This window comes from Pseudomonas sp. GL93 (assembly GCF_003408955.1).
Classification (GTDB): domain Bacteria; phylum Pseudomonadota; class Gammaproteobacteria; order Pseudomonadales; family Pseudomonadaceae; genus Aquipseudomonas; species Aquipseudomonas paracarnis.
The window spans coordinates 39,831-60,554 of sequence record NZ_NKRF01000012.1 but is presented as its reverse complement, the minus strand read 5'-3'; the positions used below and the strand labels follow the sequence as shown (position 1 = coordinate 60,554).

Sequence of the window (20,724 nt, the reverse complement as noted above, 5' to 3'; positions counted from 1 at the left end):
TCAACCTACACGGTAGTTTGGCGCTTCCTTGGTGATCTGCACGTCGTGGACATGGGATTCAGCCATGCCGGCGCCGGTGATCCGTACGAACTCTGGCTTGGTGCGCATTTCTTCGATGTCGGCGCTGCCGGTGTAGCCCATCGAGGAACGCAGGCCACCCATCAGTTGATGGATGATCGCGCTCAGGGTGCCTTTGTACGGCACACGGCCTTCGATACCTTCCGGTACGAGCTTCTCGGCGCCTGCCGAAGAGTCCTGGAAGTAACGATCGGAAGAGCCTTGCGCCTGGGACATGGCGCCCAGCGAACCCATGCCACGGTAAGCCTTGTACGAACGGCCCTGGAACAGTTCGATCTCGCCTGGCGCTTCTTCGGTACCGGCGAACATCGAGCCCATCATCACGCAGGAGGCACCGGCTACGATGGCCTTGGACAGGTCACCAGAGAAACGGATGCCACCGTCGGCGATCAACGGTACGCCAGTGCCTTCAAGGGCAGCGGCGACGTTGGCGATGGCGCTGATCTGCGGCACGCCCACACCGGCGACGATACGCGTGGTGCAGATGGAGCCTGGGCCGATACCGACCTTGACCGCATCGGCACCAGCTTCGGCCAGGGCCTTGGCGGCAGCGCCGGTGGCGATGTTGCCGCCGATCACCTGCACGTCAGGGAAGTTCTGCTTGACCCAACGCACGCGGTCGATCACGCCTTTGGAGTGGCCGTGGGCGGTGTCGACCACCACCACGTCAACACCGGCAGCGACCAGCGCCGAAACGCGATCACCCGTGTCTTTACCGGTACCGACCGCAGCACCAACGCGCAGACGACCTTGGTCATCCTTGCTGGCCAGCGGGTAAGCCTTGGCTTTTTCGATGTCGTTGACGGTCATCATGCCTTTGAGGGCAAATTTGTCGTCGACGATCAGCACGCGCTCGATGCGGTGCTTGTGCAGCAGCTCGCGCACATCGTTCTTGTCGGCGCCTTCCTTGACGGTGACGAGGCGCTCTTTAGGCGTCATCACTTCGCGGACGGTGACTTCAAGGCGGTTCTCGAAACGCACGTCACGGGAAGTGACGATGCCGACCAGGTCGCCATCGTGCAGCACCGGGACGCCGGAGATGTTGTGCATGCGCGTGAGTTCGAACAGGTCACGCACGGTGGCGTCGGCTTCGATGGTGATCGGATCTTTCACCACACCGGCTTCGTAACGCTTGACCTTGCGCACTTCGGCAGCTTGCTGCTCGATGGTCATGTTCTTGTGGATGATGCCGATGCCGCCTTCCTGAGCCATGGCAATGGCCAGACGGGCTTCGGTGACGGTGTCCATGGCAGCGGAAACCAGGGGAATATTCAGCTCGATGCCACGGGTTAGGCGGGTCTTGAGACTGACTTCGTTAGGAAGCACCTCGGAATAACCGGGCACTAGGAGAATGTCGTCGAATGTCAGAGCTTCTTGGCTGATACGCAGCATCGCGGGGGCTCCCGAGCGGGAAAATGGAAGCGCGCCATTATATACATGCACCCTGCCGGGCTCAATGTAAAACTCTGACAAACTTGGTAATACTGATAGATGGATTAAAGCTCGACTTTGACCCAGCTCATTTTCTGGTCCAACCAATCGGCAAATTCGTCGATAAAGCTCTGCTTGAAGCCCGCCTCCGCCCAATTGTTGAAGATAAAGCCCAGGTTGGAAAAACCGCATTCCTGCAAGAACAGGAAGCCATTGATGTCGTCTTCATGCCCACATAGCGGGCAGGTGAAGTTATCGGTGTGGCCGGGCATCCAGTCTTCCAGGCTTTCGAACAGCGCCTCGCCGACTTCCTTGAGGCACTCCGGGCAGCCGGCTTCTTCAAGGAACCCCTTGGCCGGCGTGTAGATGCAACGCTTGTAGATGATTTCCAGGCCATTGACCGGCTCGTTGAACGGCAGCGCTTCAGGGTGCAGCACCACCGCGCGGGCACCATCGGCCAGGGCGTAGCCCATGCGGTTGCCGGTACGCCCGCAAGTGGTGAGCTCTTCCTTGATGATGTTCTTGCGCACCAGCCAGCGCACAATCGCCCGGGCGCGGGGTTCGTGGACGGGCAAGGTGGAGATTTTCGGGACAAGGATGCTTTGGGAATTCATGGGAGCCCTGCGGTGTGGCTATTGGCGCCATCGCGGGCAAGCCCGGCTCCCACAGTTGATCGCATTCCAATGTGGGAGCCGGGCTTGCCCGCGATGACGCCCGGGAGGACGGCAGCTTAATCCCTGAAAAAATCAGGTCAAGTACTCACATACCGCCCGATCAACGCAATACCACTGACCAATACCAACCAGGTCACCAACCGCACGAACGCCTCACGGGACAGCCGCATCGTCAGCCTGCGCCCACACCACAGCCCCAGGGCCATCGCCGGCAACAGGCAAACCGCCAACACCAATAACGGCAAATCTGTATACACCCCGGCAATCAGGAACAGACTCAAGCGCACGACCGTACTGCAACTGATCAGCGCGCTTTGCGTGGCCCGCGCCGCGTCCTTGGGCAAACGGCTGTTCAGGTAAATCGCATATAAAAAGCCGCCACTGCCGAATAGCGCCCCAAACAGCCCCCCAACAGTGCCCATGGGAATCGACCAGCCCGCTGCCAGCTGAGTCGGCCGTGCCTTCACCGCCAGGCTGTAAATCGCGTAGGCGCTGATAAACAGGCCCATCAACAGCAGCAACAGGTCCGAATGCAGGTTGAGCAAAAACACCACGCCCAGGGTGCAGCCGATGGCCATGCAGGGCAGCAACCGCAACAGTTCTGGCTTGTTCACATCGCGCCGCGTTTGCAGCAGGCCGCCAAACGCCGCGACAAAGTCCAGAAGCACCAGCAACGGGATGATCTTCGACAGCGGCATAAACACAATCAGGATCGGCCCGGCGACCAAGGCCGTCCCGAACCCGGCAATGCCAAACACCACATAGGCCAGCACCACACCCAGGCCGATCACCAGCCAATCCACAGCCCCGAACGACCACTGACTCATCAACTCAACCAGGCTCATGGGTTATTCCTTGTTAGACATGGCCTTCACTTTAGCCATTGTCGACTGTTGCGACTAATATCTTCAAAGCTAGCCACTCATCTCAAAAAGGCATGACTCGTGATCTCCACGCGGCAACTGCGTTACTTCGTCGAAATCGCCGAGCGCGGCAGCTTCAGTGCCGCGGCCGAACGCCTGTTTGTGGCGCAGTCGGCCTTGAGTCGGCAAATCAAGGAACTGGAAAATCAACTGCAAACCCCATTGTTCGAACGCACCGCACGCCAACCGCGGCTCACAGCGGCCGGTGAAGCGTTCTACCCACGGGCGCGCAATTTGTTGAGTGAGTTGCTCAAGGCCAGCGAAGTGGCGACCCTAGTAGGCAATGGCCAGCTTGGCACGCTACGCCTGAGTCACTCGAGCACAGTGCCGATGAGCGGCGCGTTATTGCACGGCATCAGCACCTGGCTAGAGCGCTGCCCTGAAGTATCGGTGGATATCGCCAAGCTCTCCTCCGAAGCCCAGTTGGAGGACATCGCCGAGGGTCGCCTGGACGTCGGCCTGCTGCGCTTGCCCGTACTGCGCCAGCGCGACGGCGTGCGTGTGCTGCCGTTGTACACGGAGCCGTTGGTGCTGGCGGTGCCGCCGAATCATCCGTTGGCACGCAGCGACGCGCCTGTGGAGTTGGCGCAGCTAAAGGACCAAGCGTTTATCTCGATCCCCCATCCCCAACGCGGCGGGCTGAGTTATCTGTCGGCCGAATTGTGCATGCGTGCAGGATTTTTCCCCAAGGCCGCACGGGTGATGTCGCGCAAGACCACGCAGTTGCAATTGATCCAGGCCGGTTTCGGTATTGCCTTGTTACCAAAATCCATGCAGGACATCGCCCCGCCCGACGTGCACTTTCTGCCCCTGGCCGACCCAGACTGCCACAGCACCGTAGCCCTGGCCTGTGCGCAAGCGCCAAACGCGCTGGTGGAGCAATTCTGTCAAACCCTGCACGAATGCCTATAAACTGCCGCCCATGATTAAAGATCCTTTTGCCCGCTTGGGCCTGGACCGCGAAGTCCTGACTGTCAGCCAGCTCAACGGCCGCGCGCGGGTGTTACTGGAAGACGTGTTCACCAATATCTGGGTAGAAGGCGAGATCTCCAACCTCGCCCGCCCGGCTTCCGGCCATGTGTATTTCACCCTCAAGGACAGCGGGGCCCAGGTGCGTTGCGCGCTGTTTCGCAACAACGCTGCACGCGTGCGCCAGGCGTTGAAGGACGGCCTGGCGGTCAAAGTGCGTGGCAAGGTCTCGCTGTTCGAGGGGCGTGGCGACTATCAACTGATCCTCGACACCGTGGAACCTGCCGGCGATGGCGCGCTGCGCCTGGCCTTCGATGCCTTGAAGGAAAAGCTCAGCGCCGAAGGCCTGTTCAGCGTCAAGCGCAAGGTGCCGCTGCCCGCGCACCCACGGCGTATCGGCATCATCAGTTCGCCGACCGGCGCGGTGATTCGCGACATCATCAGTGTGTTCCGCCGCCGGGCGCCGAACATTGAACTGACACTGATCCCGACCGCTGTCCAGGGCCGCGAGGCGATCCCGCAGATCGTGCGGGCTCTTAAACTCGCCGATGCCCGCGGCTTCGACGCGCTGATCCTGGCCCGTGGCGGCGGCTCACTGGAAGATCTCTGGTGCTTCAATGAAGAAGCCGTGGCCCGAGCGGTGGACGCCTGCGTCACGCCCATCGTCAGCGCCGTCGGCCATGAAACCGATGTGTCGATCAGCGACTTCGTGGCGGACGTGCGCGCTCCGACGCCCTCCGCCGCCGCCGAGCTGCTGGCACCGGACGCCAGCCATCTGGTGCGCCAGGTAGACAACCTGCATCGTCGCCTGGTGATGCTGATGCGCAACCGCCTGAGCCACAGCCGCCTGCGCCTGGAAGGCATGGCCCGGCGCCTGCGTCACCCGGGCGAGCGTTTGCGCCAGCAGGCCCAGCGCCTGGATGACCTGGACATGCGTATGCGCCGCGCCTTCGAGCGCAGCCTCAATACCCGCCGTGAGCGCCTGATCCGCCTGGAGCCCCGCCTCGCCGGCCAACATCCAGGCCGCCAATTGGCGCTGTTGCGCCAGCGCCTGGACAGCCTTGCCGAACGCCTGCCCCGAGCCATGCGCGAAGGTCTCAACACACGACGCCTGCAACTGCAAAGCCAGGTGCAGACGTTGCAGGTGGTCAGCCCGCTGGCGACCCTGGGCCGTGGCTACAGCATCCTGCTGGACGAACGCGGCCAGGCGATTCGCAATGCTGCACAAACCCACACCGGCCAGCGCCTGACCGCGCGCCTGGGTGAAGGTCAACTGCAAGTGCGGGTGGAAGACAATCACCTGACCCCCGTCACCCTTTCGCTACTGGATTGATTGATGCCACGTCTACTGAGTTTGTTGCTGCTGTGCCTGTCCATGAATACCTACGCGGACAGCTATATCACCCGCACCTTGAACAAACCGGTGCCCGGTGGTGTGGCCGTGGTCGAACTGGGACCGGCCGCCACGGCGCCCAAAGCCACTTACCAAGGCAAACCGGTGCTGGTGGTCAAAGAACAGGACAACTGGCTAGCCATCGTCGGTATCCCGTTGACGGTCAAGCCCGGAAACGAGCGCATCAGCAGCGGCGGGCGCAATTTGCCGTTTATCGTCGGTTACAAGAAGTACCCGGAACAGCGCATCACGCTGAAAAATAAAAGCCAGGTCAACCCTGACCCGGCCCAGCTCAAGCGCATCGAAGGCGAGTTGGCAGTACAGCTCAAGGCTTACCGCAGTTTCAGCCCCACCCTGCCGAGCAACCTGGTGCTGGACAAACCGGTGAACGGCCCGTTGTCGAGCAAGTTCGGGGTGCGGCGCTTCTTCAACGGTGAAGAGCGCAACCCGCATTCGGGCCTCGACTTCGCCGTGCCGGCCGGTACGCCGATCAAGACGCCCGCGAACGGCAAGGTGATTCTGGTTGGCAATTACTTCTTCAATGGCAACACGGTGTTCGTCGATCATGGCCAAGGCTTTATCAGCATGTTCTGCCATATGTCGAAGATTGACGTGAAGGTGGGCCAGCAACTGAAGCGCGGCGCAGTAGTGGGCAAGGTCGGCTCGACGGGCCGTGCGACCGGGCCGCATATGCATTGGAATATCAGCCTGAACGATGCACGTGTAGATCCGGCGATCTTTATCGGCGCTTTTCAGCCCTGAGCGCTGTCCAATGCCCTGCCCCCGGACATATCGCTACATTTGCAACCGGAACCAACCCACCGCTGCCCCTCACTTAATTGGCGACTTACAAGGACCGTAACGACACATTTCGATTAAGTGATGAGGTTGTTTCTATGTTTGCGCCAGCCAGCTCTACAGTCCAACGCCCTTTGGATCAACATCACACCTTTGCCCCACCCGCCGAAACGCCTCCCCCCCAAGGAAAAAGCCAGACCGCCCCCCGCGCAGCGCCTTCGACGTACGCCCCTGACGATCTGCCTTTACCCGATTCGCCAAGTACGCCACCTGCCACTGTTCTCCCTTCACGCACTGTCAGCCTCATAGAACAACACAACGAAGCCACCCATTCGATACAGGAGCTCTACAAAGAGCAACCGAACTTCAAGACCTTCCTGCGGCAACAACTGGCCACACTGTTTCCTGACCAACCCCATCTCAATGCCGCAGACCTCACCTTCAAGCGTTGGCGCAAGCAAGACGATGGCAGTATAAAAACGCTGTCCGTAGAACCCCTTCTCGACGAACTGAATAAAGAAATCCAGGAACAGCTGCGTAATCCTGGGAAAAAAGCAGGCGAAGATAACAACGTACACGTGGGCTTGTTCACGCAAGGCAGCGCCGGTGTGCCCCCTACCCTGATCAACTCAGCACACTCATTGCACACGATTGCTCAGCGCATCATCCAATACGCGACAGCGCAGCAGACGTTCTGGACCACACCTCGTCAAAGCCCGCAAAACCCGCAGGTGCGAACCACGCCACAGAACGAGCTACTGGCCCTGCACAAGCGACAGCTGGCAACACTGGCCGCAGCTCGCGCCAACGATGGCACCTTGAGCCCGGCAAGCAAGCAACTGATCGACACAGCGCTGCAATACCCCACCTTGGCCGAGCGAGAAAATACCTTTGCTGACGGTGCCCGCCCTGGGGTGTACCCACTCACCGTGGATGACGGTACTGAACGTGGGGCGCTGTTGGCGGGTACCTTCCTCATCACCCAGACCGACGGCTCCTTCGCGACTGAGCCCACATGGCCTAAAGGTCGGTCCTTGTCGCTCGGTGACAGCCATGGTCCGGTGGTTCTGTACACCCCCGGCGAAGGGTTCGAGGAGTTCGCCACGCCCGCCCAAGCCCGCGCGGCATTGGCCAAGCGCCTTGATCAAGGTGGGGTAAACGCCGAACTGTTGCTGCAAACGCTGCCGCTGGCGCTGCAAAACCGAGCAGAGCAGCCTTCGGGAGATGACCTGACACTGCGCATTGAGCCTTTGACCGCAGATGTTCTGGCAGAGGGCATTCCGTGGATGCTCAAGCGCCAGCAAGAAGAAATCAACAAGCAGCTCACCGAGACACTGACGGCCGCTACGCCAGGCAACCCACTGACAGACCCGACGTCAACCCAAGCCATTGATGACGCCGCCGACTGGTCGTACCAACTTGATAGCAGCAATGCACTCTTGGCCTACCACGCCAAGCTGATCGAAAAACAACAACCCGAGTGGTTGAAAAACCTGACCCCGGCTCAAGAAGCCATCTTTCTGAACCTGGAACGGTCGGAGAAAAAAAGCACTGACGCGTTACTTCCAAGGCTTCAAAAAATCCCTTCCCTGTCAGACTTCTCCCGCGACAGGATGAACGAGGCGATCAAGAAGCTGTATCCGACTGCGCAGATTGATGCCGACAAATTAAAGGTGCAGATAGACGAAACCACGATCCAGGACAACTCGACCGACTTCTTGATTGCCGACCTGGCCATGTCAATATTGGGTAAACACATCACTACCTCGTCAGAACAAAAACATCTTTCACTGACTGATCTGGCACTGAAAAACCCCACCGGTTTTCTTCCAAGAAGTGTCAAGAAAACGACCACCCTCACACTGACCCTGCCGCTGGTTGACATAAAGGGCAATCCGATTCCCGATAGCAATGGCAAGCCGATCATACTCAATGATGAACAGCTTAAAGCCTTGATCAACACGGCGGATGTGGGAGGCCAATACGACAAGCTGCTTAAAAAAGAACTGGCACCTGATGCCCCTTCGGATCTGCGCGAGGCATGGAAATCCAACCTGAGTGATGCCATGGAGAAAGATGCGTTTCTAGCGCAGCTCAGCCCTACGGCCTATAAAGAGCAGGCCGCCGAAGACAAGAGCAGCAAACGCGCAGCGCAATGGGTTACGGCAATCCTGGACCACCCCAACCCCGCCAACCGCCCCAAGGTCGATGGTCAAAGCATTATCGCCAATGCCCTGCTCGACTATGGACAACCGATTCATGGGGTTCTGGTGATTGGCAACAAGGTCGATTCATCATTGGTGCTGTACACGCCCAAAGCGCCCGACGGCATCGCGTTTCGCGAAGTAGCGGACCAGAAAGCAATGGACGCCTTGCTGAAAAAAGACGAGTGGAAAGCCTACATCGCGGACAGAAAATCACCGGTCAATAAAGATGATGTGGCTAAACGCAACGAGGCGATCAGGGATATCCCCAACAATCCGTTCACCGTCCTGTCGCCCGACAAAGTCTTGGATATAGCCGTCAAAGAGATAAAGGTCGCGTTCGGCGGCTCGGTACTCAAACCCATAGAGGGTAATGTTCAGGATCATCTCTATCAGCAAAACGTTCAGATGATAGTAGACAAGGCAGACCATCAATCAGTCAGCAGTGCGCAAGTGGCCCAGCAATCGTTCATCAATAAAGCCACGTTTGGCGTCGAAGTGGGCATGCTATTTCTGGATTTTTTGCCAGGTGTCGGCAAGGCCGCAAGAACCGGGACTCATCTCAGTAAAGCCGCGTTAGTTGCTTTGCGCACCAACAGGAAACTTTTGCCCAAGCTCATAAGCAAACCCGGCCTGGCGCATACGATCCATGTTGACTTCGCACTGGCTACAGCAGGTATCAAGGGTGTGCGTGCCGCGCCACTACGCCCCGTCTTCAGATCATCGACAACGACGAGCGCGCCTGTGCCACGTCAAGGGCCCAGCACGTCGACAGGGACGCCCAGCGCTCCATCGTCAGCAAGCGCCTCCACCAGCAGCGGCGTAACCACCGCCGCCACGCGCCCCTCGACCAACGCGGCCATTCCAAACCGCGACTTGAGCGCCTACACCGTGCCCAATGAGGTCATCAGCGGCCGCCCCCTGCGGCCCGACGGCACTTACAACGTGGGAGATAACTGGTACGTGCGCTTTACCGACAGTACCGGTGCGAACGGTGTTTACCAGATCGACTCGGCATTCCACGCTCGCAGTGGACAGGTCAATATCATTAATCCCAATGCCCCAGCGACAGCATCCAGAAGCAGCAGGACAGTGGCCTCCCTGCAATCGGCAGGCAACGGGGAATGGCGTATCAATCAACTGCCTGGCGGCAGGCGCGGTAGAGAACGCAAGCAAATGCATGAATGGCCGGTGAATTACACCGATTACTTGCTCTCGGGAGGACTTGATATGACCGCAGCAGGCGTTAACAGACGCTTTGCGACACGCTGGTTCAGAGAAGGAGCGAATGAAAGCTATGTCAATCAAGCCTTAGCGCCTACACCTCGTCCGAACATGCCTGCTATAACGCCAAACGCATCACCGGGCGAACTGGCACGTGAGCTGCTACGCACCTCAAACGGCATTGTATTTGGAGAGCAACACAATCAGATTGCTACCAACGTCATGCTGATAAAGAACATGCAGGCCTATGCAGATGAAGGCGTCACAACCCTTTATCTGGAAGGCGCTGAATGGAATGGCTTCACAGGTTACACAGCCGATGAAATTTCACGCATCCCCCCGCAGCCCCGCAATCGTATTTATAAACCCGAAGTCCCTACGCGCGAGAATGTGCTGGCCGCCGCACAGCAACACGGCATCAAAATCGTAGGTATCGAACATGAACATCTGACGATGCACTCAACTCGCCCCTTTGACGATGACGTTGCTAACCTTCGGCATACCACTGATCGATTGCGAGAGCTCAACTACTTCGCCAGCAAGGTTATTCAGCAGACCCCTCCAGGGGAAAAGTGGATTGCGGTGGTGGGTAGAAGACATATGAACACCACCCAGGGCGTGCCCGGCATCGCTGAACAAACCGGGGCCATCAGCGTGGGTGTATACGATGCAACGCCCGGCGCCAGCAGTGTCGCCGTCAAGCATACCGGCCCGCGTCCGGCGCCTGAAGAACGGCTCGCCGCCAATGCAACGGTGGGAGACTACCAAGTCCACCAGAACGTTGACCCTTACCTTAAAACGCCTTGATCGACCTGATGACGGCGCGCGGGCGGTAGCAGCGCACCCCGCCGAACACACCTGCCTGGCGTTACCACCTCACCCTCAAGCGAGGGGACTTCGAAGCAGGTTGTTGAGCACCTCTTACAATTTCGCCAGGAACCATCCGACATCCAACACTCACCTATCTCATAACTTACACGGAGCGTAATGAGCATGACCTGACCAGTGGAAATTCGAAACCTGTGAGACTCACTCCATGTTCTCTCTTACCCAAGCTTTGGCAGCCCGACACCAACAACAAACCCTGAGCACTTCTGCAGCCACCACCTCCTCCTCTCCTCCCACGCCTTCCAGCACCACACAAGAGCTCCCTCCCGCACCAACAACCTACGCTCCCGACACGCCTCCCGTCCCCACCTCTTCCGGCATAACCAGCGCCCAACTGCGTTACCCCAAGCTGGAGAAACACTTCAAACCCAGCAAGCAGTTAGCCTACACCGTTGAACACGGCCTCTTGACGGAGGACATGCAACGCCTGCACAACCAACAGCCGAGCTTCAAAACCTTCATACAGGCGCAACTTGAACAAGCATTCCCCGCCGTCAGGCCGCTGAATGCCGAGACAATGAGCGTCAATCGTTACCGCACTGACGGCAATCAGGAATCACTGGCGTCGTCCGAGCCTCTGATGACCGCCCTGGCCAGGATGGTTCAAGACATCCTGGCTAATCCCAATAAGCTGATGCGCCCTGAGCGCAACATAAACGTCGAATTCACTCATCGCAGAAGCCTGGCCGACCTGGCAATGCCCGCCGCCACCGCAGGCACATTGCAAACCATCGCGCGCAGCATCGCCACCCAGTACCCAGAGGCGATTGAACACTACTGGAACACCCCCAGCCCGGTTCGGGAAGAACCGAGCAAGCAAGAGTCGCCGCTCAATCAATTGCTGACCCTGCACAAACGCCAATTGTCGAGCCTGGCCGCCCTGCGTGTCAGCGATCAAACCCTGAGCACAGAAAGCAAAGCACTGATCGACGACGCGCTGCGATACCCCACCCTGGATGCCCGGGAAAAAAAATTCGCCAATGGTGCTCGCCTTGGCGTATATCCCCTCACAATCGATGACAAAACCGAACGCGGTGCAATGCTGGCGGGGGCGTTCCTCATCACCAAAAGCGACGGTTCACATGCCACGTCGCCTACCTGGCCGAATGGGCGCACGCTTGAGCTCAACGACACCAATGGTCCCGTCGTGCTGTACACGCCCGGCGAAGGATTCGAGGAGTTTGCCACGCCCGCGCAGGCACGCCAGGCATTGGCAGACCGGCTGGATCAAGGCGGCATCCAGGCCGAACTGTTGTTGCAAACCCTGCCACTGGCCCTGCAAAAAAGACCTGATGGTTTTTCCAGCGATGACCTGATGCGCAGTGTCTCGCCATCTTCCGGTGATGTGTTGGCAGAAGCCGTACCTTGGATGCTCAGACGCCAGCAAACAGAAATCAACGCAGGCATGAGCAAAGCACTGACCTCAGGTAACGGCGCCAACCCCTTAGTCGACAGCGCATCGCTTCAAGCCATAGACAATGCTGCGGACTGGTCTTATCTGCTCGATGGCAGCAATGCCATGCTGGCCAGGGACGCCAAATTGGCCGACAAAAACCAACCCGAGTGGCTGAAGAATCTGCTCCCCGGTCAGGAAGCGGTGTTTTCACATTTGGAACAGGTGCAAGAGAAAAGCCTGAATACGCTGGCGCCACTGCTCGAAAAAATCCCATCCCTGGGCGCCTTCTCCCGCGACAGACTGAATGCGGCCCTCAACAAGCAATACCCGGGGGCGATAGTCGATGCTGATCAATTAAAGGTACAGGTGCACACCCGCACTGGCGTCCACGGCGGCCGGGGTACTGGCCAGCCCCTCTATTCCAAAAATGACCCCGTCTCTCTAACCGACTTGGCGTTGAGCAATCCCAGTGGTTTTCCAGCCATCGAGAGAGGCACTTTTACCGATGTAAAAATGACCTTGGCGCTGCTGGACACACAAGGCAAGCCTGTCCGGGACTTGGCTGGCAAACCGGTGATCCTGGACACCGAGAGCCTTAAGAAACTGGTCAATGCCGCCGATGTCGGCGGCGAATACACCAAGCTGCTTAAACAGGAAATGGCCACTGACACCGGTTCTGATAGCGCCGCACAATTGCGTACAGCCTGGAAAGCCAGCCTGGAAGACGCCATGTTCAAAGAGGCGTTTTTGTCAGAACTCAATCCCGACGCGTACAAAGAACAAGCGCACGAAAAACCTGCCACCAAACGCGCGACGCAGTGGGTTGATGCAGTATTGGCCTACCCCGACCCCGTCACACGCCCGCAGGTCGATGGAAAAACCATTGTGGCCAATAGCCTTGTCCATCGCGGGTTGGCGGTGCAAGGCGTGATGGTGATCGGCAATCAGACGGACTCGTCGCTGGTGCTTTACACCCCCAAGGCTCCCGACGGCATCACATTTCGCGAAGTGGCAGACCGCAAAGCCTTGGACGCCCTTCTGGCTAAAGGCGAATGGACCTCCTATATCGCGAAAAGGAAATCGCCAGTCAGTAAAGATGAGATCGCTGAATTCAAGGAAGCCCTTAAAGATAGTGCGTACAACCCTTTGAAGCTGCTCTCCCCCGAGCTGATCATTTCATCGACCAAGCTATTGGGCAGCGCGATAAGCCTCAAGCCAATCGAAGGCGATGTTCAGGATCACCTGTACAAACAACACGTACAGATGGTGATCGACCGCGCGGATCACCAGTCCGTAAGCAGCGCGGAAGTGGCGAAGCAATCCACCCTGAACAAAATCGAGTTCGGCATTGAAGTGGCCTTGATCTTCGCGGACCTGTTACCTGTGGTCGGCAAAGGTGTGTCCACAGGTGTTCGCCTGGGCAAAGCCGGTGTGACGGCGCTGCGCGCCAATAGCAGAATCTTGCCGCACTTGATCAAAAAACCTGGCTTGGCACGGACGATCTACAGTGACTTCAGCCTGGCTGCCACAGGCATCACCAATCTTCGCGCCGCACCGATGCGGCCGGTATTCAGATCCACCGTCCAAGCCGGCCCGCTCGCCACACGTTCAGGTCCCAGAGCGTTGCCGGCACCCACCAGCCCTCCCACTGCGGCGGCCTCCACCAGCAGCGGCGTCACCACCATTGCCACCCGCCCCTCGCCCACCGCCGCTGCGCCCAACCGCGACCTGAGTGCCTACACCGTGCCGAACGAAGTCATCAGCGGGCAACGCCTGAGGCCAGACGGCACTTATAACGTGGGTGACCATTGGTATGTGCGTTACACCGACAGTACCGGTACAAACAGGGTTTATCAGATCGACTCGGTGTTTCACGCGCGCAACGGCCAGGTCAATATCGTCAACCCCAATGCTCCGCTGACGGCGCCACGCGGCAGTAGAATCGTGGCGTCCCTGCAATCGGCTGGAAACGGGGAATGGCGGTTGAGTGAACTACCTGGTGGCCGAGGCAAAAGGGGGAGAACTGCACCACCCGACGACACCTATATGGACCGTGTTCTTTCGGGCACCGCGGCCCATGACATTACTGGAAGTCCAGCCATTACCGGGCACATTCGGCGCTGGTTCAGGCGCGACATGATCAACCTCTACAACTCCATACGAACCAACGGGATACCGACTCGCCCTTCGATGCCCATGCTGAACAGCAGCAACACACCGACGGAGGCCATTCAGAAAACGTTGTCGCAGCCCGATGTACGCGGGCTGGTCATCGGCGAACTTCATCATGAGCCTGCAGCCTATCAACTGGTGATCGACCAGTTGGATAACTTCGCAAAAAACGGGGTAACCACTATTTATCTTGAGGGCGCACCTTTCTTTCAAGGTTCTCCGAAAGTCAGCGACGCCGCCTTACTACCGTCTGATGCGCCCAGCCTGGGGCTACATCCCTACGACTCCGACTACACGGGCGGACCGACAATGCTCGACATAATCAGCGAGGCAAACAAGCGCGGAATCAAGGTTGTGGGACTCGAACACCATCAGTTGACTTGGCATGTGGATAATGCAGCAGGCAACCTCAGGAATATGCCAATGGATCAATGGCAACAAGGCCGCCTGCAAGAGTTTAACTACTACGCAGCAGAAATCATCAAACGAACCCCGCCCGGCGAAAAGTTCGTCGTCTTGGTCGGGAAAAACCATATGAATACTTTTGATAATGTACCGGGTGTCGCTGAGTTGACCGGTAGCGTCGGGATATCCGTAACCCCGGCGCCTAAAGGCAGTCCGACCGTTGTCAGCCAACCTCCCCATACACCTCCTCCGCCATTGAAATTCATGCACGGAGGCGTCCCCGAGCCCGCTGGAGACATTCATATCGAATACAACATTGACGCAATCACCGTATAACGCCCCCACGAGGCAAGCCTCTCGACAGAAGATTCGAGAGGCTTACGATTGCGCCACAAGGAAATCAATAGCAATATAAGACATGCAAGCCTATTAAAAACGAAATAAAACCTCAAAAAAAACCAAAATAGTAGAAATTATCTCAATTTTTTCTCACAACTTGCCATCCTTCCGCCCCGCGGTTAGGGTTGACCACATGAAAACCTCTCACACCCTCATTCAGCTCCGTCAGCACCGCAGCCTGTGCCTTGTCAGCGCACGACTGCCAGGCTGAATCGATCTGCCTCGTCTTTAAGCTTTATCCCCAAAAACAGTTCTACGGCAGGCCGCCTTTTCTCGGCCCCTACAACAAAGGATTTCCCGATGAGCATGCTCAAAGACCCGTCTTCGAAATACCGCGCGTTCCCGACCATCGATATCCCGGATCGCACCTGGCCATCGAAGACCATCACCACCGCGCCGATCTGGTGCAGCTCCGACCTGCGTGATGGCAACCAATCGCTGATCGAGCCGATGGACGCCGCGAAAAAGCTGCGTTTCTGGAAGACCCTGGTCTCTGTAGGCGTGAAGGAAATCGAAGCCTCGTTCCCGGCCGCCTCGCAAACAGACTTCGACTTCGTGCGCACCCTGATCGAAGACAACCACATCCCCGAGGACACCACCATCCAGGTGCTGACCCAGGGCCGTGAAGACTTGATCGCACGCACCTTCGAATCCCTGCGCGGCGCCAAAAAAGCTATCGTGCACTTGTACAACGCCACGTCGCCGTCGTTCCGACGCATCGTGTTCAACCAGGACAAGGACGGCATCAAGGCTATCGCCGTCAACGCGGCCAAGCTGTTCGTCAAATACGCCGCCCAACAGCCTGAAACCCAGTGGACCTTCGAATACTCCCCGGAGACGTTCAGCGCCACTGAGTTGGAGTTCGCCAAGGAAGTCTGCGACGCGGTGATCGAGGTGTGGAACCCGACGCCCGAGCACAAGATGATCCTCAACCTGCCGGCCACCGTTGAATGCGCCACCCCTAACATCTATGCCGACCAGATCGAGTGGTTCGGTCGCCATATCAACCGTCGTGACAGTGTGATCATCAGCCTGCACACCCACAACGACCGTGGCACTGGCGTGGCGGCCACCGAGTTGGGCCTGATGGCCGGCGCTGACCGTGTGGAAGGCTGCCTGTTTGGCAACGGCGAGCGTACGGGTAACGTCGATTTGGTCACCGTGGCGCTGAACATGTACACCCAGGGCCTGGACCCGCAGTTGGACTTCTCCGACATTGACGGCGTGCGCAAAGTGGTCGAGGAATGCAACCAGATCCAGGTGCACCCACGTCACCCTTATGTCGGCGATCTGGTACATACCGCGTTCTCCGGCTCGCACCAGGACGCGATCCGCAAAGGCTTCTCCCAGCAGAAAGACGATGCGCTGTGGGAAGTGCCGTACTTGCCGATCGACCCAGCCGATATTGGCCGCAGCTACGAGGCGGTGATCCGCGTGAACAGCCAGTCGGGCAAAGGTGGCATCGCCTACCTGCTGGAACAGGAATACGACATCAGCTTGCCGCGTCGTATGCAGATCGAGTTCAGCCAGGTGGTACAGGCCGAAACCGACCGCGTAGGCCTGGAGATGACCGCGCCACAGATCTACGCCTTGCTGCAGCGTGAATACCTGCAAGCCAACACCCCGTACGCGTTGGTCAGCCACCGCCTGCAGGAAGAGAATGGCAACAGCTTTGTCGAGGTGGAAGTCTCCGGCAAAGGCCAGGGCGAAACCAACCTGCATTGGAAGGGCAAAGGCAACGGTGCGTTGGAAGCGCTGGTAGCGGGCCTGCCGATTGGCGTGGAGATCATGGACTACAACGAGCACGCGATTGGTGCGGGTACCAATGCCAAGGCGGCGGCCTATATTGAACTGCGCGTGAACGGCGAACGCCCGGTGCATGGTGTGGGGATCGATGAAAACATCACTACCGCCAGCTTCAAGGCGCTGTTCAGTGCGCTGAACCGTTCGTTGAGCCAGTTGGAAGCCAAAGCGGCGTAATCGGATGCTGAAATGCGAAAGGCCCCTGGGTGTGAATCCAGGGGCCTTCTCGTTTCAATACCTTGTAGGAGCGAGCTTGCTCGCGAAAAACCCAAAGGCACCGCTGGCAATCTGATAACGCTGCGTTATCGTTGGCGCTTTTCGCGAGCAAGCTCGCTCCTACAGGAACTGAAAGCTATCGGCATCCAGGTTCGCCGGGAACCGTGTACGGTAAGCTGCCAGTTCCGCCGCATCCAGGATCACCTGAAACACCCCATCCGCTTCCCCCGCACTCAGCAAAGTCTCACCCTGGAAATCCAACACCTGGCTATCGCCGGTGTAGGCAAAACCCTTGCCGTCGGTGCCCACCCGGTTCACCGCCGCCACGTAACACAGGTTCTCAATGGCCCGCGCCGGCAACAGCCGATTCCAATGCTGACGCCGAGCGCCCGGCCAGTTGGCGGTGTACAGCAGCAGGTCCGTATCCTGGGCATCGCGGCTCCATACCGGGAAGCGCAGGTCGTAGCAGATCAGCGGACGAATGCGCCAGCCTTTCAACTCAAACAACACCTGGCGCTCGCCGGGGGTGTAATGGTCATGTTCACCGGCCATGCGGAACAGGTGGCGCTTGTCGTAATGCAACACCTCGCCATCCGGCCGCGCCCACAGCAGGCGGTTGCGGTGGCTGCCATCGGCGGCCTGGATGATCACACTGCCGGTAATCACGGCCTGATACTTTGCCGCCTGGGCCTGGAGCCAATGATGGGTGGGGCCGTTTTCCGGCTCGGCGAGGGTTTCTGATTCCATCGAAAAACCGGTGGTGAACATCTCTGGCAGCACGATCAAGTCGGCGCCTTTGGCCTGCTCCAGCAGCAACTCGAAGTGCTCGAAATTGGCCTGGCGGTCATGCCAGGCCAGGGTCGTCTGCACCAGGGCAATGTTCAGATTGGGCAGTACACTCAGATCACGCATAGTTTTTCCGCCGCTTGTCGCAACGTCTCCTCGCGTTTGGCAAAGCACAGGCGCACCAGACGCTGGCCTTGGGGTGGGTGCTGGTAGAACACCGAAACCGGAATGGTCGCCACGCCATGTTCACGGGTCATCCACAGGGACATGGCCACGTCATCCAGGTCAGGGCGAATCTGCGAGTAATCCACCAGTTGGAAATAAGTGCCGGTCACCCGGGTAAAGCTCATGCGCGATGGCGCCAGCAGGTCGCAGAACAGGTCCCGCTTGGCCTGATAGAAGGCCGGCAGTTCTTCGACATGTTCCGGGTGTTCGGCCATGAAGTCCGCCAAAGCGTACTGCAAAGGGGTGACGCCGCAGAAGTTGACATATTGATGCACCTTGCGCAGTTCGGCGCTAAGGGCCGGTGGCGCGACCACGTAGCCGGTCTTCCAGCCCGTGACGTGATAGGTCTTGCCGAATGAGCTCACCACGAACGCCCGCTGATACAGCTCCTCATGGGCCAGTACGCTGACGTGGGGCACGCCGTCGAACACCAGGTGCTCGTAGACCTCATCGCTGACCAGGTAGATATCGCGGTCGCGGATCAGTTCGGCCAACTGGTCCAGCTCGGCACGGCTGATCAACGCACCGGTGGGGTTGTGCGGGCTATTGAGGATGATCATGCGCGTACGCGGTGAAAGCGCAGCCTCGAGTTTCTCGAAGTCCAGGGCGAAGCCTTGCAGGCTCAGTTGCACATGCACGCAGCGGCCACCGGCCAGTTCAACCGAAGGCTCGTAGCTGTCGTAGCTGGGGTCGAAAACGATGACTTCATCGCCGCTGCGAATCACCGCCTGAATGGCACAGAAAATCGCCTCGGTGGCCCCTGGCGTAATGGTCACTTCAGTGTCGGCATTCACCTTGACGCCATAGCTGCGGGCGATCTTGGCCGCCACTTGCTGGCGCAGCACCGGCAGGCCAGTCATGGGGGCGTACTGGTTATGACCGAGGGCGATGTGCTTACCCACTGCATCGAGCAGACTCTGCGGGCCATTGAAATCGGGAAAACCCTGGGACAGATTGAGCGCGCCGGTTTCGGCGGCGAGTTGCGACATGGTGGTGAAAATGGTCGTGCCGACGTTTGGCAGCTTACTGGTGATCATGGGAGCCCCCTTCGGGTGAGCTGCAAGTTTTAAGCTGCAAGCTGCAAGCAGGTCAAGGGGCAAACCGTCAGGCACAAAAAAGGGCTCCGAAGGAGCCCTCTCTTGCAGCTTGTCGCTTACAACTCGAAGCTGCCGTTACTTCTTATCACGGCGCTTCTTGTCGGCCTTCTTGTGGTGAGTCATCAAACGACGCTTCTTGTTCACCTGACGGTCGGTCAGTGTGTTCTTGTTGCCTTCGTATGGGTTCTCGCCACCCTTGAACTCGATACGGATCGGCGTACCGACCAGCTTCAAGACACGGCGGTAGGTGTTTTCCAGGTAACGCACGTAGGACTTGGGCACCTTCTCGATCTGGTTACCGTGAATCACGATAATCGGCGGGTTGGCACCACCCAAGTGGGCGTAACGCAGTTTGATCCGGCGGTTGTTGACCATCGGTGGGGCGTGTTCGCCCACCGCGTCTTCCAGAATCTGGGTGAGACGGTTGGTCGGCCAGCGGGTGACCGCAGACTTGAACGAGTTCTGGACGGACGCGTAGAGGTTGCCCACGCCGGTGCCGTGCAGTGCCGAGATAAAGTGGATATCGGCGAATTCCACGAAGAACAACCGGCGCTGCAGCTCGATCTTGACGAAATCACGCTCGCTCGGCGTCATGCCGTCCCACTTGTTGATCGCGATCACCAGGGCGCGACCGGCTTCCAGGGCAAAGCCCAGCAAGTTGAGGTCGTGGTCGACCACGCCTTCGCGGGCGTCCATCACGAAGATCACCACGTTGGCGTCTTTGATCGCTTGCAGAGTTTTGACCACGGAGAACTTTTCAACTTCTTCGTGGATCTTGCCGCGCTTGCGCACACCGGCGGTGTCGATCAGCGTGTACTTTTCCTCGTTGCGTTCGAACGGGATGTAGATGCTGTCGCGGGTGGTACCGGGTTGGTCGTAGACGATAACGCGGTCTTCACCGAGCATACGGTTGACCAGGGTCGACTTGCCGACGTTCGGGCGGCCAATGATTGCGATCTTGATGCCGTCTTTTTCGCTCGGGCCAGGAATGCGCTTGGCTTCCTCGCCTTCAGCGACGATCTCCTCCTCGCCCTCTTCTTCCTCGACGTCATCCTTGGGGAAGTCGCGCAGGGCGATTTCCAGCATCTGGGTGATGCCGCGGCCGTGGGCACCGGCGACCGGGATCGCGTCGCCCAGGCCCATCGGGCTGAACTCGGCACGGGCCGCCTCAGGATCGATGTTATCGATCTTGTTGGCGACCAGATAGGAACGCTTGTTGCGTTTGCGCAGGTGCTCGCCAATCATCTGGTCGGCAGCGGTGTAGCCCGCGCGGGCGTCCACCAGGAACAGCACCACATCGGCTTCTTCGATAGCGAGCAGCGACTGCTCCGCCATCTTTTCGTCCATGCCATGCTCGTCACCGGAGATACCACCGGTGTCGACAATAATGTAGGAGCGCCCTTGCCACTTTGCCTCACCGTATTGGCGATCACGGGTCAGACCGGACAAGTCGCCGACAATGGCGTCGCGAGTCCTGGTCAGGCGGTTGAACAAGGTGGACTTGCCGACGTTAGGTCGGCCCACCAGGGCGATTACGGGAACCATGCGGCTCTCCACTTCGTTATTTCAGAAAATACAAAAGCCGCTGCAGGGCAGCGGCTGGTGCTCGGGGCAGCATCGTCAGATGCCGCATGCCCCGCCGA

The 20,724-nt window shown here is 58.6% G+C and carries 12 protein-coding genes; 6 read left to right on the top strand and 6 right to left on the bottom strand.

Going from position 1 to position 20,724, the window contains the following annotated elements; translation table 11 throughout:
• From guaB to CER19_RS03460, 3 genes are all read right to left on the bottom strand, one after another.
• Positions 1–1,470 (bottom strand): IMP dehydrogenase, encoded by a 1,470-nt coding sequence (gene guaB / locus CER19_RS03470; RefSeq protein ID WP_014719807.1) that lies wholly within the window; start codon positions 1,468–1,470, stop codon positions 1–3.
• A gap of 104 nt (positions 1,471–1,574) precedes the next feature.
• On the bottom strand, positions 1,575–2,123 hold the full coding sequence (locus tag CER19_RS03465) for a hypothetical protein (RefSeq protein WP_005791157.1): 549 nt from the start codon (positions 2,121–2,123) through the stop codon (positions 1,575–1,577).
• A gap of 137 nt (positions 2,124–2,260) precedes the next feature.
• The gene (locus CER19_RS03460) at positions 2,261–3,028 is read right to left on the bottom strand and encodes a sulfite exporter TauE/SafE family protein (RefSeq protein ID WP_116665406.1); all 768 of its coding nucleotides are present in this window, start codon (positions 3,026–3,028) and stop codon (positions 2,261–2,263) included.
• A 99-nt stretch (positions 3,029–3,127) separates the two neighbouring features.
• Here CER19_RS03460 and CER19_RS03455 point away from each other — a divergent pair, with 99 nt between their 5' ends.
• The 6 genes from CER19_RS03455 (at position 3,128) to leuA (ending at position 16,934) form a co-directional block, all read left to right on the top strand.
• On the top strand, positions 3,128–4,018 hold the full coding sequence (locus CER19_RS03455) for a LysR family transcriptional regulator (RefSeq protein ID WP_116665405.1): 891 nt from the start codon (positions 3,128–3,130) through the stop codon (positions 4,016–4,018).
• Between the two features lie 10 nt (positions 4,019–4,028).
• On the top strand, positions 4,029–5,408 hold the full coding sequence (gene xseA / locus CER19_RS03450) for an exodeoxyribonuclease VII large subunit (RefSeq protein ID WP_116665404.1): 1,380 nt from the start codon (positions 4,029–4,031) through the stop codon (positions 5,406–5,408).
• Between the two features lie 3 nt (positions 5,409–5,411).
• Positions 5,412–6,230: a M23 family metallopeptidase gene (locus CER19_RS03445; RefSeq protein WP_116665403.1), complete on the top strand. Its 819-nt coding sequence runs from the start codon at positions 5,412–5,414 to the stop codon at positions 6,228–6,230.
• Positions 6,231–6,364: 134 nt separating this feature from the next.
• Positions 6,365–10,501 (top strand): membrane-targeted effector domain-containing toxin, encoded by a 4,137-nt coding sequence (locus tag CER19_RS03435; RefSeq protein ID WP_133298301.1) that lies wholly within the window; start codon positions 6,365–6,367, stop codon positions 10,499–10,501.
• Between the two features lie 229 nt (positions 10,502–10,730).
• The gene (locus CER19_RS03430) at positions 10,731–14,891 is read left to right on the top strand and encodes a membrane-targeted effector domain-containing toxin (protein WP_116665400.1); all 4,161 of its coding nucleotides are present in this window, start codon (positions 10,731–10,733) and stop codon (positions 14,889–14,891) included.
• Positions 14,892–15,254: 363 nt separating this feature from the next.
• Positions 15,255–16,934, top strand: coding sequence for a 2-isopropylmalate synthase (gene leuA / locus CER19_RS03420; protein ID WP_032879611.1), 1,680 nt, complete (start codon positions 15,255–15,257; stop codon positions 16,932–16,934).
• Between the two features lie 159 nt (positions 16,935–17,093).
• On the opposite strand, the gene CER19_RS03415 is transcribed toward leuA, so the two are convergent.
• The 3 genes from CER19_RS03415 to der all read right to left on the bottom strand — a co-directional run bounded on the left by CER19_RS03415 (position 17,094) and on the right by der (position 20,626).
• Positions 17,094–17,885 (bottom strand): amidohydrolase, encoded by a 792-nt coding sequence (locus tag CER19_RS03415; protein WP_116665431.1) that lies wholly within the window; start codon positions 17,883–17,885, stop codon positions 17,094–17,096.
• Entirely contained in the window at positions 17,873–19,021 is a 1,149-nt protein-coding gene (locus tag CER19_RS03410; RefSeq protein ID WP_116665399.1) for a pyridoxal phosphate-dependent aminotransferase, read from the bottom strand. The genes CER19_RS03415 and CER19_RS03410 overlap by 13 nt, the downstream gene beginning before the upstream one ends.
• 135 nt (positions 19,022–19,156) lie before the next feature.
• A complete protein-coding gene (der, locus tag CER19_RS03405) occupies positions 19,157–20,626 on the bottom strand; it encodes a ribosome biogenesis GTPase Der (RefSeq protein WP_016977675.1) in 1,470 nt (489 codons plus the stop codon).
• Between the last annotated feature and the right edge of the window lie 98 nt (positions 20,627–20,724).